Raw genomic sequence first — 14660 nt, forward strand, 5'->3', positions numbered from 1 at the left:
ATATGTCAAACTTGCCGCATGGCAACGCGGACACGCCGGTCACAGCGGCGCACAGAGGCGCTCTCCCGCGAGCGCATCGTGAAGGCTGCCGTCGAACTGCTCGACGCGTCGGGCGAGGGCGGGCTGACATTCCGGGCGCTGACGGAGCGACTCGCCACCGGGCCAGGGGCGATCTACTGGCACGTGGCGAACAAGGACGAACTGCTCACCGCCGCCACCGACGCCGTCGTCGCGGGCGCCGTGGCCGGCGCCGGCGAGGCGTCACAGGATCCGGAGGACGGGATCCGTGCCGTCGCCCTGCGCCTGTTCGACGCGACCGAGGAACACCCGTGGATCGCCGCGCAGCTCGCGACGCAGCTCTCCCGCAGTCCCGGGGGAACGGTCGCGCCGCGGATCCTGGAGGGCATCGGCCGGCACGTGCGGGCGCTGGGCGTGCCCGAGGCCGGCTGGTTCACGGCGGCCTCGGCGCTGATGCACTACATCCTGGGCGCCGCGGGCCAGAACGTCGCCAACACCGAGAGCGCCCGCGCCCTCGGTCCCGGGGCGGACCGCGGCGAGTTCCTCGGCACCGTGTCGGCGGCGTGGAAGAGGCTCGACCCCGACGACTACCCGTTCACCCGGGCCGTCGCGGACCAGGCGCGCGCGCACGACGACCGCGAGCAGTACCTGGCCGGCATCGATCTCCTGCTCGCCGGCATCGACGCAGGCCGCTCGCACACCGCATAATCATCCGCCGACCGAGGTCCCGGGCCCGTACCGTGAGCCCCATGGCTGACGAGGAGTTCCGGGACGCGGCACTCGCCGCGATCTACGACGCGCTCGACCCGGACCGCGGCGATCTCGACGCCTACGTCGGCGCGGTGGGGGAGTTCGGGGCGCGCAGCGTGCTGGATGTGGGGTGCGGGACCGGGGTGTTCGCCCTGCTCCTGGCGGAGCGCGGGGTCGAGGTCGTCGCCCTCGACCCCGCCGAGGCGTCGCTGGCCGTGGCACGCGGCAAGCCGGGCGCCGGGCGCGTGCGGTGGATACACGGGGACGCGACGGCGCTCCCGCGACTACGGGTCGACGCGGCCACGATGACCGCCAACGTCGCCCAGGCCATCGCCCGCCCCGGCGACTGGCACAACACACTGCGAGGTGTCCACGCGGCACTGCGGCCGGGCGGCCGCCTGATCTTCGAGACCCGGGACCCCGCCGGGCGCGCCTGGCGGGAGTGGAACCGCGACGCCTCCCGCAGCGTGACGGACGTCCCCGGCGTGGGCGCCGTCGAGAGCTGGGTCCAGCTCCTCGATGTGAACGGGCCGTTGGTGACGTTCCTGTGGAGTTACGTGTTCGTGGCTGACGGGCGGACGCTGACGTCGCGCTCGACGCTCCGGTTCCGCCAACGGGACGAGATCGAGGCCGACCTGACCGCTCACGGGTACGTCGTCGAGGACGTCCGCGACGCGCCCGACCGCCCCGGCCGCGAATTCGTCTTCGTCGCGCGGCGGCCATGAGCCCGCCGGCGAAACGCTCGCGCCCCCGCGCCCCGGCGTCCCCCGTGCGCCCGCGCGAGGTTCAGTCGGCGGTGACCTTCGCGGCGAAGGCGTCCAGGTTCCCCGCCATGCGCGCCAGGCGCTCGTCCAGCGTCAGCGACTCCTCGTACCGTCCCGCGCGCAGCTTCGGCTGCCGCTTCCCGCGCACGTACAGCGGGCACGCGAGGTCCGCGCACACGTAGATGCCGACCGTGTTGCCCTCACGGCCGCGCGCGCCCGCGAGCGGGGCGGCCAGCAGGGTCACACCGGAAGAGGCATGGCCGGTCAGGCAGATCTGGCACAGACTCGACTTGACCGCACTGGTACGGCTCACCGACGGCACACGCAGCGTGATGCCCAACGGCCCCTGTGCCCCGGGCATCACGAGGTGCGCCCGAAGCGGGGCCCCGGGGTCCACCCACCCGAGGAAGTCCAGATCCCCCCAGGGCAGGCCGGCGAAGTCGAGGGGCAGCCGCAGCCGCGTCGCCTCGCCCTTCGTGCAGTTCACGAACGACGAGCGGATCTGTTTCTCGGTGAGTGGTTCCACGGGATCCCACTGTAGGTACCGGCCTGACCGGCTCGCATCGCAATATCGGCCGGGACCGGACCGGACCGGACCGGACCGGACCGCACCGGCACCCGCGATCCGCCGCACGGCGGGCTCGCGCCGTCACCAGGCAAGCGGGCCCTGAGCGTCGAAGAAGCCGCCCGTCGGCCCGTCGGGGCCCACCTGCGCCATGCGGACGATGATGCCCGCGCCCTCCTCGACCGTCTGCAGGCCGGTGTTCCCGTTCAGGTCGGTCTTCGTGAACCCGGGCTCGACCGAGTTGATCCGCATTTCGGGGAAGGCCTTCGCGTACTGCACCGTGATCATGTTCACGGCCGTCTTGGACGCCGGGTAGGCCACCCCCGGATAGCCGTAGGCGGGCGTGCCCGGCGTGGAGAGCCCGGCCAGCGAGGCCAGGCCGCTGCTCACGTTGACCACGACGGGCGCGGCCGAACGCCGCAGCAGCGGCAGGAACGCGTGCAGGACCCGCACGGTGCCGAACACGTTGGTCTCGAACGTCTCCCGGACCACGTCCGCCGTCGTGCCGGCCGCATCGGTCACGGTGTTGCCCGCGCCGCGCTGCTCGATCCCCGCGTTGTTGACCAGCACGTCGAGCCCGCCGGCGGCCTCGACCGTCCGAGCCGCGGCTTCCACGGAGGCGTCGTCGGCCACGTCGAGGACGACGAGCCGCGCCCCCAGCTCCTCGGCGGCACGCCGCCCGCGCTCCGCGTCACGGCTGCCGATGAAGACGGTGTGTCCCGCCTCGACGAGCCTGCGTGCGGTCTCGAAGCCGAGACCCTTGTTCGCTCCGGTGATCAGTGTTGTCGTCATGGCTCCACCCTGCGGCGCGCAGCCGCGGCCGGCCAGGCGTCCCGTCTTCCTGGGACCGCGAGTACCACCTGGCGTCAGCCCCGCCTGACGCGCGTGGACTCCCGCACCACAAGCCGGTACGGGGGATGGATGCGGCGCGGCTCGTCCGAGGGAGACGGAGGCGTCGTGATCCGTGCGACCAGGCACTCCACGGCCAGCTCCGCGATCGCCGCCTTGTCAGGGGCGATGGTGGTGAGCGACACCGCCCCGTAGTGGCCCTCCTCGATGTCGTCGAAGCCGACCACGGCGACGTCCTCGGGGATGCGCAACCCGCGTTCGTAGAGTGTGCGCATCGCGCCGAGCGCCATCATGTCGTTGTACGCGAACACCGCGTCGGGCCGCTCGCCCCGGTCGAGCACCGCCGCCATCGCGACCGCGCCGTCACGGCGCCCGTAGCCGTCCGTGGCGACGACGAGCGACTCGGGCGGCGTCATGCCGTTCGCCTCGATCTCCGCGCGCCACCCTTGCAGGCGCAGATGGGCGGGCTGGCGCTCGCTCTCGTGCCGTGCGCCGAGGAAGGCGATGCGGCGCCTGCCCAGGTCGAGGAGGTGGCGTACGGCGGTCCTCGCGGCCGCGATGTTGTCGATCGCGATGTGATCGTACGGCGCGTCGTACTGGCGCTCGCCGAGAAGGACCATCGGCGGCCCCGAGGGACGGGCGATCAGGTCCTCGTTCTCCAGCTCGATCGGGCTGAGGATCAGGCCGTCGATGACATGCGAACGGAACCCCTGCGAGACGAGGTTCTCCAGCTCGCGCCGCCCCGCGGTGTGGTCGAGCAGCACGGTGTGCTCGTGGCGCACGGCCGCGTCGATCACCGCGCCCGCGACCTCCGCGAAGTACGGGTTGCCGAGTTCGGGGACGGCCAGCGCGATGATGCCCGTGCGACCCTTGCGCAGATGGCGCGCGCTCAGATTGGGCCGGTAGCCGAGATCGTCGATGGCCCGCTGCACCCGGGCCCTCGTACTGGCTGTGACATGGGGGAAGTCGTTGACGACGTTCGACACGGTTTTCACCGATACGCCCGCTCGCTGCGCGACATCCTTGAGGCTGACGCCCACGGCGCTCCTTGTCCTGGGCCGGGCCGCGGGGCCCGGATGCTGTGCTGCGCTGCCGCGGCGGGCGGGCCCGCCGTTTCCCGCGCCGTGAGCGGCGCTCAGGAACGGGTCACGGTAGTTTCTGGGTTCTGCTGAGAACCGTCTGCAACAGGACCACCAGGGCGAGGAAGGCGCCGTTGACGGCGTCGGTGAAGGCCGAGCCGTACTGCGAGAAGTAGTGGTCGATGAGGTTGTGGATCACGGCGAGCAGCAGGACGCCGCTGACCGTTCCGCCCACCGAGCCGCTGCCACCCGTCAGCAGCGTGCCGCCGATCACCACCGAGGCGATCGCCGTCAGTTCGTAGCCGACGCCGATGGTGGTGACGCCGGAGCCGAGCCGGGCGCCGCCCAGTGCCCCCGCCGCCGCGGCGAGTGTGCCCGACAGCACGTAGACGAGGACCTTGGTGCGCTGGACCGGCAGCCCCATCAGCAGCGCCGCGTTCTCGTTCCCGCCGAGCGCGGTGAGGTTCGCGCCGAAGCGGGTACGGGTGAGCAGCAGCGCGCCGAGCGCGAACAGCGCGGCCACGATCAGCACCGGCACCCAGGTGCCGCCGCCGAGCTGGCGGAAGAACGACCCCTTGGGAACGAGGTAGGTCTTCGATCCTTCGTGGGTGAGCGCCTGGAGCAGTCCGCGTGCGCCGAGCAGCCCGGCGAGGGTGACGATGAACGGCGCCATCTTCGCCCGCGCGACGAGCAGGCCCTGCATCGTGCCCCAGGCCGCGCCCACGGCCAGCGGCAGCAGGATGGCCAGCCAGGTGCCGGCGCGCGAGCCCTCCGCCCCGAGCACCCCGCCGAGCGCGTACATCGAGCCGACCGAGAGGTCGATCCCGCCCGTGATGATCACGAACGTCATTCCGAGAGCCAGCAGCCAGACGAACGCGTTGCCGCCGAGGATGCTGCTGACGTTCGCCCAGGTCGGGAACGCCGACGAGGTGGCCGATGCGATGATCACGACCAGCACGAGGACCGCGAGTGCGCCGTGCTGCTGGAGGCGGCCGGCCAGCCGTTCGCGCGCCGGGGCGCGCAGGTCCTGCCCGGGCCCCGGCGGCCCCGGGGTGACGGCCGAACTCAGGCTGGCGCTCATCGGGTACCACGCTCCTGGGACGCGTAGACGGCGAAGCAGATGATGACGGCCTCGACGATCTGGGTGTACGAGTTGGGCACGTTGTGCTGGGTCAGCACAGCGGTGATGAGCTGCATGAACAGCGCCCCCGCCACAGTGCCGAGCACGCGTACGCGGCCACCGCTGAGCGGTGTGCCGCCGACGACGACCGCGGTGATGGCGTTGAGCTCCATGTTGATGCCCTGGTTCGCGGGATCCGCCTCCGCGCCGTGACCCACGATCAGCACGCCCGCCAGCGCGGCCAGCACGCCGGAGATCACGTAGACGGTGATCAGCACGCGGCGCACCGGCAGGCCGGACAGGCCGGCCGCGGTGCGGTTGTCGCCCACGGCCACCAGTTGCCTGCCGAAGGTGGTGCGGCGCACCAGCAGGGCCGTAAGCACCGCGGCGGCCGCGGCGATCCACGCCATGTACGGGACGCCGGCGAGCGCCCCGGTGCCCAGGTCGAGCGCCCCGGCCTGGCTGACCGGCTTGGCGGAGTTGCCGTTGACGATCTCGGCCAGGCCGCGCACGCCGATCATCAGGGACAGCGTGGCGACGATGGGCTGCACCCGGGTGAGCGCCACCATGGCCCCGCCCGCGGCGCCCGACGCCGCGCCGAGCAGCAGCGCGACCGGCAGTGCGGCGGGCAGGCCGTAGCCGAGGTACAGCGGGAGGACGGACGCGGACAGCGCGATGACCGCGCCGACCGACAGGTCGATGCCCTCCGTGCCGATCACCAGGGCCATGCCGAGCGCCACCAGCAGCGTCGGAGAGACCTGGAACAGCTGCACGCGCAGGTTGTCGGCCGACAGGAAGTGGCTGTCGAGGCCCACCGCGACGATGGCGAGGACGATCAGCGCCGCGTAGACGCCGTACTCCTGGAGCAGCCGCAGCGCCCGGTCGCGGTCGAAAGCGGGGGTCTGCAGGGTCTCTGCGCTCACCGGCGGGACTCCTTCGTTGTGGGCGGGGTGCCGGGGGCGGAGTCGGGGAGCGCGCCGGCGTCCGCCTGCGGGTCCGCCGCGGCGAGTGCGGTCATCAGCTGCTCCTCGCCGACCTCGTCCCCCGTCAAGTGCCCCACGACCCGGCCGTCCTTGAGCACGACGACCCGGTCGGACCCCTCGATGAGCTCCTCCAGGTCGGACGAGATGAGCAGCACGCCGAGCCCGTCGGCGGCCAGTTCGTCGATCAGGGCCTGCACCTCGGCCTTGGCGCCGACGTCGATGCCCCGGGTCGGCTCGTCGAGCAGCAGGGCCTTGGGGCTGAGGCAGAGCCACCGGGCGAGCAGCACCTTCTGCTGGTTGCCGCCGGAGAGGTCGCTGACCTTCTGGTCCGGGCTCGAGGCCTTGATGCGCAGCCGGTCCATGAAGAAGCGCACCACCTCGTCCTGCTTCGCCCGGGAGACGATGCCCGCCCGCGACAGCCGGGGGAGTGCCGCCAGCGAGATGTTCTCGCGGACCGACAGGTTCGGGATGATGCCCTCCGCCTTGCGGTCCTCGGGCAGCATCACCACGCCCGCCCTGATGGCGGCCGCGGGGCTGCGCCGCTTCATCGGCCTGCCGTCGACCTCGACCGTGCCCGCGTCGGTCGCCAGCGCACCGACGACGGCCTTCGCCGTCTCGCTGCGCCCCGCGCCGAGCAGGCCGCCGAGGCCGACGACCTCGCCGGGACGCACATCGACGGACACGTCGTGCACCCGGTGGCGGACGCTGAGCCCCTTCGCGCGCAGGACCGGCTCCGTCCCGGCCTGCTCGTGGCGCGCGCTGTCGAACGCCGTGGTGCCCCCGGAGCGCACGGCGGCCATCTCGCGGCCCAGCATCATGGAGATGAGCTGCAGCCGCCGCAGGTCGGCCATCCTCCCGGTGTGCACGTGCTGCCCGTCCCGCAGGACGGTGACGCGGTCGCAGATCGCGTACAGCTCGTCGAGGCGGTGGCTGACGTACACGACGGCGATGCCGCGCTCGCGCAGGCCGCGGATGACGGAGAAGAGCGTCTCGACCTCGCGCGGTTCGAGTGACGAGGTCGGTTCGTCCATGACGACGACGCGCGCGTCGACCTGGACGGCGCGTGCGAGTGCCACCATCTGCTGGGCGCCGAGCCCGAGAGTGCGCAGCGGACGCGTCACGTCGACGTGGACGCCGTAGCGTCCGAGCGCGGCGGCCGCCTCACGGTTCATCCGCCGCTGGTCGATCAGCCCGAAACGGCGCGGCTCCCGCCCGAGGAACAGGTTGCGGGCGACGGACATCAGCGGTACGAGGTTGACCTCCTGGTAGATGGTGGAGATTCCGGCCGCCTGCGCCTCCAGCGGGTTGCGGAACTCCCGGGCCGCGCCCTCGAAGCGGACCGCGCCCGAGTCGGGGCGGTGCACGCCGGTCATCACCTTGATGAGCGTCGACTTGCCCGCGCCGTTCTCGCCCACCAGCGCGTGCACCTCGCCGGGGCGGAGGGCGAAGTCGACGTCGCGCAGCGCGTGCACGCCCGCGAAGCTCTTGGTGACACCGGCGACTTCGAGCACCGGGGCGGGCGCCGCCGGTGCCTGTTCGTCCTCCTGGGCCATGTTCTCCTCCTCGCATGGAACTGCCGCCGTCCTGGCCGCGCCGGACGGGACGATCGGCCCGGCCCCGGGTGCGAGCCGAGGCCGGGCCGGGCTGAGCCGGTCGGGGGGAGCCGGCCGGGTCAGGTGCCTGGACGTGTGCGTTCGGGCGCGGTCGTCAGTACACGAGCCCCTGGTCCAGGGCCTGCTTGGCGTTCTTCTGCGTGAAGTGGCCGTCCTGGATGATGACCTTGGCCTGCACGCCCTTGGTGCCGTAGAAGTCCTGCAGCGCCTGGAACGCGAGCGGGCCGAACCGGGGGTTCGTCTCGATGTCGGCCACGACACCGCCCGCGGACACGTCCTGCACGACCTGCTTGATGCCGTCGATGGTGACGACCTTGACGTCCTTGCCCGGGGTCTTGCCCGCCGAGCGGATCGCCTGGAGGGCACCGAGCGCCATCTCGTCGTTCTCGGTGAAGACGGCGTCGATGTCCGGGTGCGCCTGGAGCAACTGCTCCATCACCTTCTGGCCGTCGGTCTGGGCGAAGTTGCCCGTCTGCGACGCGACCACCTTCATGTTCGGGTACTTGGCCTTCAGGCGGTCCTTGAAGCCCTTGGTCCTGTCGGTCGTCACGTTGTTGCCCGGAGTGCCGGTGAGGATGGCGACCTTCGCCTTCTCGCTCGTCGCCGCGGCCAGGTCGTCCGCCGCGGTCTGGGCCTGGCCGTAGAAGTTCGAGCCGACGAACGACATGAAGTCGGTGCAGGCGGATCCGGCGGCCGTCCTGTCGATGGTGAGGACCGGGATCTTCTTCGCCTTCGCCTTGGCAAGCGCCGGGCCGAGCCCGTCGGAGTTCTCCGGCGCCACGATGAGGACCTTGGCGCCCTGCGCGATCATGTCCTCGATCTGCGAGTTCTGGGCGTTGACATCCGCGTTGGCGTTGCGCTGGATCAGCTTGACCCCCAGCTTCTTCGCCTGCGCGGTGATGCTGTTCGTCTCGGTCGCACGGAAGGGGTTGCTCGTCGACTCCGACTGGGAGAAGCCCACCACGGTCTTGCCGTCGGTGATGTCGAGCTTCGGCACGCCACCGCCGTACGACTTGTACGTGCAGGACGGGCCGGACGAGCCGGAGGAGACGACCTTCTGCTCCGCGGCCTTGTTGCTCGTGGCGCCCGGGCTGCTGCTGGACGAACCGGAGTTCGACGTACCCGAGTTGGTGCATGCAGAGGCCGCCAGGCAGAGACCGGCGGTCATCACCAGGGCGGCCGTGGCCTTGGCCCGGGGAAAGGCGTTCATGCGCGGATCACATCCTCGTCGATGCGGGGAGAGGGCTGAGGGGGCCGGGAGCGCCGGAGGCGCACGTCGCCCGGGAACGGCCCCGACGGTGTGGTGACGACGGGTCGTTCCAACGATGTAAGGAGGAGATTGCGTCACGTCGCACGGGGTGTCAAGGGAACTGTGCGACCCGGAAGTTGCCGATGCGGAAAAGTGCGGCGCACCGGAGGACGTTTTCGTGCCCGCGCGGCACGCGGCGCCGGCGCGTTGCCGCCACCGCTGCCCGCCGGGCCGTCCACCGTGAGCAACGACCCCGGACGGCAGACGTCTTGGGAGTGCGTCGGAGAGCAAAAAGCATGGTCCCGAGCCCGGAATCGGCGGCTCCGGGACGCCGGGATCCGGACTGCGCTCAGGTAAAAACGGGGTAGTTGCCGGTGTCGCACCCCTGGACACTGGCCGACGCGCCGTGCTCTCATGCTGGCTGCCCCATCGTTTTCCAACGTTGTATCGACGCCGGGGCGCAACGGGGCATATGGCGATCAACGCCGTTCTCCCCGCCCGCGCCCCGGCAGGCTCCGCGGCAACCACTGCTCCTGCCCCCACCGAGAGCGGCCGCCGCACCATCGCCGTACCACCTCAGGCGGCCGCACCCGTGCTGCGGCCGCCTGGACAGGCCCGGTGGGCCGGGCACGGCACGCCCGGCCCCCGGCCCAGGACAAGTGGAGGAAAAGATGTCGCTCCGTCACGACCCTGCCGACCCGGCCGATTCCCCCGATGCCGCCCGTGAAGGCGGCACACCCGTGAACGGCGACGGCCTCAGCCGCCGCGGCCTGATGCGCTGGACGGGCGCGGCCGGCCTCGGCGCGGCCGGCGCGGCTCTGCTTCCCCAGAGCGCGCTCGCGGCGACACCGAAGGGCGCCCCGGCCGCCGCCGGGAGGAACGGCACGGCCGCTCTCCCCGCCTTCGACCCGGTCAGGCCCCCGGCCGTGCCGCTGGCCGTGCGGTCGCCCTACCTGAGCACGTGGAGCGCCGACGACAACCTGGCGGGCACCTGGCCCGGCTTCTGGACGGGGCGCACCACGGCCATGGTGGGCTACGCGACGGTGGACGGGGACAACTTCCTCTTCCTCGGCGATCCCGCCGTCGACAGCCCAGCGCCGCGCGGCATGGTGCAGAAGTCCCTGACGGTGACGGCGACCAGGTCCGTCTACGTCCTGACCGGTGGCGGCGTCGAGCTGACCCTCACCTTCCTGTCCCCGGTCGAGCCGGGCGACCTGCGCAGGCAGTCCGTGCCGCTGTCGTACATCACGGCCGACGTCCGCTCCACCGACGGGCATCGGCACAAGGTCGGCCTCTACTTCGACATCTCGGGCGAGTGGGCGAGCGGCGACGCCGGAACGAAGATCGGGTGGAAGCAGGAGAAGGTGAACGGCGCCGGCGGAGCATCGCTGACAACGATGTCATGCACGCCGACCGACCCAACCGTCATCGGTGAGAAGAACGACATGGCCACCTGGGGCAGCGTGGTGTTCAGCGCCACCGACCGTCCGGGACTGACCTGGCAGATCGGCCCCGACACCACCGTGCGGCCCGCCGCGCTGGGGGACGGCAAGCTGGCCGATACCTCGGACGGCGACCAGCCGCGGGCCATCAACGACCACTGGCCCGTCTTCGCCTACCACTTCGACCTCGGCACGGTCGCGTCCCGCAAGGAGAGCGCCGTGCTCTCCATCGGCCACGTCCGCGAGCCGGCCGTCGCGTACCTCGGCGACCGTCTGCCCCCGCTGTGGAGATCGCACTGGGACACCTGGCAGTCGATGGTCTGCGACTTCCACGCCGACCTGCCGGGCGCCCAGCACCGCACGGCCTCCCTCGACCGGCGCATCCGGCGCGAGGCGACCGCCGCGGGCGGGGCACGCTACGCGGCGCTGTGCGCGCTCGCGCTGCGCCAGGCGTACGCGGGCACGGAGCTCGTCAGCCGCAACGGCAAGCCGTGGGCGTTCCTCAAGGAGATCTCCTCCGACGGCAACATGTCGACGCTCGACGTCACGTACCCCGGCGTACCGGCCTTCCTCGTCACCGACCCGGAGTACCTCGGGCTGCTGCTCGCGCCGATGCTCGACTACGCCGAGAACGGCGGCTGGCCCAAGGACTTCGCCGAGCACGACCTGGGCAGCCACTACCCCGACGCCGCCGGGCACAACGACGGCAACGAGGAGGACATGCCGGTCGAGGAGTCGGCGAACGCCATCATCATGTCCGCCGCATACCTGGACCGCACGTCCGCGGGGAACGCGAAGACGTTCGCCACCGGCCACTACACGATCCTCAAGAAGTGGGCCGACTACCTGGTGGCCAACGCGCTCGACCCCGCGTACCAGAACCAGACGGACGACTTCACCGGGTTCATCGGGCACAGCGTCAACCTCGCGCTGAAGGGCATCCTCGCCATCGGCGCCATGAGCAAGATCGCCAAGGTGGCCGGGAACACCGCCGATGCCGCGAGCTACCTCTCCACGGCCAAGAGCTACATCGCGCAGTGGGTCGACAAGGCCCAGGACGCCGACGCGCGCCACCTCAAGCTGGCCTACGACCAGCCGGGTACGTGGAGCCTGAAGTACAACGGCTACCCCGACCAGCTGCTCAAGCTGAACCTCATCCCGCGCGAGGTCGCCAAGGCCGAGGGCGACTGGTACCTCAGCCGGGCCAACCAGTACGGCATCCCGCTGGACATCCGCCACTCCTACACCAAGGGCGACTGGGAGATGTGGACCGCCGCCTGGCTGCACGACCACCCGGTCCGCGACTACCTGATCGACTCGTTGTACGACTTCGCGCACACCACGCCCAGCCGGGTGCCCTTCAGCGACTGGTACGACACGATCGACGACAGGCCGAGCGGCGGATTCAAGGCGCGCCCGGTCATCGGCGGCGTGTTCGCGCTGCTGAGCCTGCGCTACTGAGGCCGTGCTCCTGGCGCCGGGCACCGAGCCGGTGCCGACCGGCGGCCCCGCCCGCTACCTGATCGCGGGCGGGGCCCTGGGCGCGGGCGGGCACGCGGGCCCGTCCGCGTCTTCCCGAACGTGACCGAACACCGTGCGCGCAGGCACGGAGCCGCCGTGCCCGCCCGCGCAGCGAGGAAGGACACACCGTGGAAAGACGCTCGTTCCTGAACCGCACCGCCGCCGTCGCGTCGGGTGCCGCGCTCGCCGGGTCCGTCAACCTGACCGCCGCCTCCGCGGCCGCCCCGCCCGGCCCCGTACCCACGCGAAGCGGCGGCGCCGGCCCCCAGTACACCGCCAACAAGGCCCCGCTGACCAGCGAGCCGTTCCTCAGGCTGCCGCCCGGCAGCATCACTCCCAAGGGGTGGCTGCGCGCCCAACTCGACCTTCAGATCGCGGGCCTCAACGGGCGCATGCCCGACGTCTCCGACTACCTCGGCCTCACCACCAGCGGCTGGTCCGTCCCCGACAAGCCCGGCTGGGAGGAACTGCCCTACTGGCTGCGCGGGTTCGGCGACCTCGGCTACGTCACGGGCCACGCTGCCACGCTGGAACTGACCAGGACGTGGATCGACCGCATCCTGGCGACACAGCAGTCGGACGGCTTCTTCGGGCCCACGTCCGTACGCACCGCGCTCAACGGCGGAGTGGACTTCTGGCCGCACATGCCCGTCCTCGACGCGCTGCGCACCTGGCAGGAGTACAGCGGCGACGAGCGCGTCGTGCCCGCCCTGACCAGCTGGCTCGCCTTCCTGCACAAGCAGCCGCCGACGCTGTTCTCGCAGGGCTGGGGCTCCGCGAGGTGCGGCGACACCATCGACACCGCCTACTGGCTCTACAACCGCACCGGTGACAGCTGGCTGCTCGACCTCGTGCACGACATGCACACCAACGGCGCCGACTACACGCACTCCATCCCCACCTGGCACAACGTCAACCTCGCCCAGGGCTTCCGGGAACCCGCGCAGTACGGTGTGCTCGCCGGCGACCGGTCCTTCAAGGACGCCACCTATCGGGTGTACGACACGGTGATGGGCAGGTACGGGCAGTTCGCCGGCGGTGGCTTCGCGGGCGACGAGAACGCAAGAAGCGGCTACCACGACCCGCGCCAGGGCTTCGAGACCTGCGGCATCGTCGAATACATGCACAGCCACCAGATGCTCACCCGCATCACCGGCGACTCGGTCTGGGCGGACCGCTGCGAGGAGCTCGCGGTCAACATGCTGCCCGCCGCCTTCGACCCCGAGCAGAAGGGCACGCACTACATCACCGCGCCCAACAGCATCCAGCTCGACAACGTCCCTAAGTCCCACGGGCAGTTCGACAACGGCTTCGCGATGCAGGCGTACATGCCCGGCATCCACCAGTACCGCTGCTGCCCGCACAACTACGGCATGGGGTGGCCGTACTACGCCGAGGAGATGTGGCTCGCGAGCCGGGACGGCGGGCTGTGCGCCTCCCTGTACGGCGAGTCCGCCGTCACCGCCAAGGTCGCCGGCGGCACCTCGGTGACGCTCACCGAGCACACCGGCTATCCCTTCGACGAGACGGTGTCGATCGCCCTGTCCACGCCGAGGAGCGTCCGCTTCCCGCTGTACCTGAGGGTTCCCGGCTGGTGCTCCGCACCGTCGCTGAAAGTCAACGGCCGTGGCACACACGCCAGGAGGACCGGCGGGTACCTCGTCCTCGAACGCGACTGGCACCACAACGACCGCGTCGAACTGCGCCTGCCGATGGACGTGCGCGTACGCACCTGGCACGACAACCGCGACTCCGTCTCCGTCGACCGGGGACCGCTCACCTACTCGCTGCGTATCGACGAGCAGTGGTCGCGGTTCGCCGGTACGGACGACTGGCCCGAGTACGAGGTGCGCCCGGGGTCCGCGTGGAACTACGCACTCGACGTCGACGCGGCCCACCCGGACCGCTCGTTCCACGTGGAGCACGCCCGCGCTACGGCCGCCAACCCGTTCACGGCCGGCAGCACACCCATCCGCCTGCGCGCCAGGGGCCGCCGCGTGCCCACCTGGACGGCCGACGACCAGGACGTGGTCACGCCGCTGCAGCCGAGCCCCGTGCGTACCAGCGAGCGGACCGAGGTCCTCACGCTCGTCCCGTCGGCGGCCGCACGGCTGCGCGTCACGTCGTTCCCCACCGCCGGCACCGGGGCGGCGGCCACGCCCTGGGCATCCTGCACCGCGTCCTTCAGCGGGGTCGACGAGCCGCAGGCGCTCGTGCTCAACGGCCCGGCCGAGCCCACCGATTCCTACGACCAGGACCTGCCGCGCTTCACCTGGTGGGACCACACGGGCACCGACGAGTGGGTGGCCTACACGTGGGACGAGCCGATCAGGGCGAGCGGCGTCTCGGTCTACTGGTACGACGACACGGGCCACGGCGCCTGCCGCGTTCCGGCCGGCTGGTCCGTCGAGTACCTGGACGGCTCCGGCACCTTCCGCCCCGTGACCGGCGCGACCGCCTACGGCGTGGCGAAGGACAGCTTCAACGAGGCCCGCTTCGACACGGTGCGCACCACGGCTCTGCGGCTCGCGGTTCGGTTGCGGCCGGGCGTCTCGGGCGGCCTGCTGGCCTGGCGCGTCCGCGGCGCCTGACCCGCACCGCCGCGGCCCGGGCACCATGTCCGGGCCGCGGCGGGGTGCGTCGAAGGAGCCGCCCTTGACGCGGACGACCCCGAGGTGATCGCCCGGAGCACCCGCCAGATCGCCCG

The 14660-nt window shown here is 71.6% G+C and carries 11 protein-coding genes; 4 read left to right on the forward strand and 7 right to left on the reverse strand.

The features are described from left to right. Positions 1 to 18 precede the first annotated feature (18 nt). A complete protein-coding gene (locus tag IH48_RS0111060) occupies positions 19 to 726 on the forward strand; it encodes a TetR/AcrR family transcriptional regulator (protein ID WP_030902371.1) in 708 nt (235 codons plus the stop codon). A gap of 41 nt (positions 727 to 767) precedes the next feature. Further along, positions 768 to 1493, forward strand: coding sequence for a class I SAM-dependent methyltransferase (locus IH48_RS0111065; RefSeq protein WP_030902372.1), 726 nt, complete (start codon positions 768 to 770; stop codon positions 1491 to 1493). A gap of 61 nt (positions 1494 to 1554) precedes the next feature. Here the strand turns inward: IH48_RS0111065 and IH48_RS0111070 are convergent, their stop codons facing one another. The 7 genes from IH48_RS0111070 to IH48_RS0111100 all read right to left on the reverse strand — a co-directional run bounded on the left by IH48_RS0111070 (position 1555) and on the right by IH48_RS0111100 (position 8951). After that, the gene (locus IH48_RS0111070; protein WP_030902373.1) at positions 1555 to 2058 is read right to left on the reverse strand and encodes an FBP domain-containing protein; all 504 of its coding nucleotides are present in this window, start codon (positions 2056 to 2058) and stop codon (positions 1555 to 1557) included. Between the two features lie 123 nt (positions 2059 to 2181). After that, positions 2182 to 2889 (reverse strand): SDR family NAD(P)-dependent oxidoreductase, encoded by a 708-nt coding sequence (locus IH48_RS0111075; RefSeq protein WP_030902374.1) that lies wholly within the window; start codon positions 2887 to 2889, stop codon positions 2182 to 2184. Positions 2890 to 2963: 74 nt separating this feature from the next. Beyond that, complete coding sequence (locus IH48_RS0111080) at positions 2964 to 3986, reverse strand: LacI family DNA-binding transcriptional regulator (RefSeq protein ID WP_030902376.1); 1023 nt, start codon at positions 3984 to 3986, stop codon at positions 2964 to 2966. 106 nt (positions 3987 to 4092) lie between these two features. Further along, the gene (locus IH48_RS0111085) at positions 4093 to 5106 is read right to left on the reverse strand and encodes an ABC transporter permease (protein ID WP_030902379.1); all 1014 of its coding nucleotides are present in this window, start codon (positions 5104 to 5106) and stop codon (positions 4093 to 4095) included. After that, the gene (locus IH48_RS0111090) at positions 5103 to 6068 is read right to left on the reverse strand and encodes an ABC transporter permease (RefSeq protein WP_030902382.1); all 966 of its coding nucleotides are present in this window, start codon (positions 6066 to 6068) and stop codon (positions 5103 to 5105) included. The genes IH48_RS0111085 and IH48_RS0111090 overlap by 4 nt, the downstream gene beginning before the upstream one ends. Then, the gene (locus tag IH48_RS0111095; protein WP_051839538.1) at positions 6065 to 7681 is read right to left on the reverse strand and encodes a sugar ABC transporter ATP-binding protein; all 1617 of its coding nucleotides are present in this window, start codon (positions 7679 to 7681) and stop codon (positions 6065 to 6067) included. The genes IH48_RS0111090 and IH48_RS0111095 overlap by 4 nt, the downstream gene beginning before the upstream one ends. 154 nt (positions 7682 to 7835) lie before the next feature. Continuing rightward, on the reverse strand, positions 7836 to 8951 hold the full coding sequence (locus IH48_RS0111100; RefSeq protein ID WP_030902387.1) for an ABC transporter substrate-binding protein: 1116 nt from the start codon (positions 8949 to 8951) through the stop codon (positions 7836 to 7838). A gap of 779 nt (positions 8952 to 9730) precedes the next feature. On the opposite strand from IH48_RS0111100, the gene IH48_RS0111105 reads away from it, so the two are divergent. Together IH48_RS0111105 and IH48_RS0111115 are read left to right on the forward strand one after the other, a co-directional pair. Further along, positions 9731 to 11893 (forward strand): glutaminase family protein, encoded by a 2163-nt coding sequence (locus tag IH48_RS0111105; RefSeq protein ID WP_234434209.1) that lies wholly within the window; start codon positions 9731 to 9733, stop codon positions 11891 to 11893. A gap of 188 nt (positions 11894 to 12081) precedes the next feature. Beyond that, complete coding sequence (locus IH48_RS0111115; RefSeq protein ID WP_030902393.1) at positions 12082 to 14544, forward strand: beta-L-arabinofuranosidase domain-containing protein; 2463 nt, start codon at positions 12082 to 12084, stop codon at positions 14542 to 14544. The last annotated feature ends 116 nt before the right edge of the window (positions 14545 to 14660 follow it).

The sequence above is a fragment of the Streptomyces sp. NRRL F-5126 genome (assembly GCF_000721265.1).
Lineage (GTDB): Bacteria > Actinomycetota > Actinomycetes > Streptomycetales > Streptomycetaceae > Streptomyces.

Excerpts from the sequence above, each read along its gene's own strand:
- IH48_RS0111100 (WP_030902387.1), bottom strand. The coding sequence starts at position 8,951 with ATGAACGCCTTTCCCCGGGCCAAGGCCACGGCCGCCCTGGTGATGACC.
- IH48_RS0111065 (WP_030902372.1), top strand. The coding sequence starts at position 768 with ATGGCTGACGAGGAGTTCCGGGACGCGGCACTCGCCGCGATCTACGAC.
- IH48_RS0111095 (WP_051839538.1), bottom strand. The coding sequence starts at position 7,681 with ATGGCCCAGGAGGACGAACAGGCACCGGCGGCGCCCGCCCCGGTGCTC.
- IH48_RS0111075 (WP_030902374.1), bottom strand. The coding sequence starts at position 2,889 with ATGACGACAACACTGATCACCGGAGCGAACAAGGGTCTCGGCTTCGAG.
- IH48_RS0111060 (WP_030902371.1), top strand. The coding sequence starts at position 19 with ATGGCAACGCGGACACGCCGGTCACAGCGGCGCACAGAGGCGCTCTCC.
- IH48_RS0111085 (WP_030902379.1), bottom strand. The coding sequence starts at position 5,106 with ATGAGCGCCAGCCTGAGTTCGGCCGTCACCCCGGGGCCGCCGGGGCCC.